The sequence below is a fragment of the Candidatus Symbiopectobacterium sp. NZEC135 genome (assembly GCF_025962695.1).
Genome location: NZ_JAGFPF010000758.1, coordinates 1 through 972, shown reverse-complemented (window position 1 = coordinate 972; position 972 = coordinate 1). Strand labels below are relative to the sequence as shown.

Below are 972 nucleotides of genomic sequence, written 5' to 3'. Positions count from 1 at the left end.
TGCCGTTGACGGCGGATGGCACACCGCTACGTCATCTGGCGCTGGCACTGCGCGAAACCACACCGCCGATGGCCGCTAACGCTGCCGCCACGGTGGTGGACGCGGTCGCCGTGTGGGTGACGCAGGATAACCGCTTGTCCATGGGCCGCATTTCCGCTGACGGTGTGCAGCCTGTCGCCAGTGTGGCACTCGGCGATACGCCGGTTGACGACCTGGTGCTGACGCCCCGTGGTGATGTTATCTACAGCTTAAGCGGCAACCAACTGAGCTCATGGCGCGTCAATGGCGAGACGCTGATGCCTTCAGGCACGGCGACTTTGCCCTCTGCCGGGCCGTGGCGGCTGGCGCTGTTCTCCGGCGGTTATTCACTGCTGGTGTATACCGAGAGTGGTAAAATATTTCAGTGGTTTGACGTGCCTGGCGCGGATGGTCTGCGCCTGACCGAGATTCGAGATTTTCCTCAGCGCGAAACCCAAGGCATGCAACTGGTGCCGGAAGCCTTGCGTCGGGTATTTGCCACCCTGACGCCGCAGGGGGCGCTTTCACTGTTTGCCAGCAAGCAATCTGCCGCTGTATTAACCCAGCAGGTTGCCGCACAGGCACAGCGCATGGTGTTTTCGGCGCACGGCAAAGCGCTACTGCTTGAGACGCCAACGCAATGGTATGCCTATCGTGTCGATAATCCTTACCCCGATATCGGCTGGCGCGGCCTGTGGCAGCGTGTTTGGTATGAGAACTACCCCCAACCTGATTTTATCTGGCAGTCAACGGCGGCAGACGACAGCTATCAGGCCAAGTTCAGTCTGGTGCCGCTGTTGGCCGGATCGCTGAAGGCGGCGCTGTACGCCATGCTGTTTGCCACGCCGCTGGCGCTGGCTGCGGCGGTGTACACCGCCTGTTTTATGACGCCGGGTTTACGCCGCTGGGTGAAGCCGACGCTCGAGGTCATGGGCGCGCTCCCGACCGTCGTGG

At 61.8% G+C, this 972-nt stretch carries 1 pseudogene; it reads left to right on the top strand.

The features are described from left to right. Positions 1-972 (top strand): annotated as a pseudogene (locus tag J5224_RS30260) (phosphate ABC transporter permease); the annotation flags it as partial.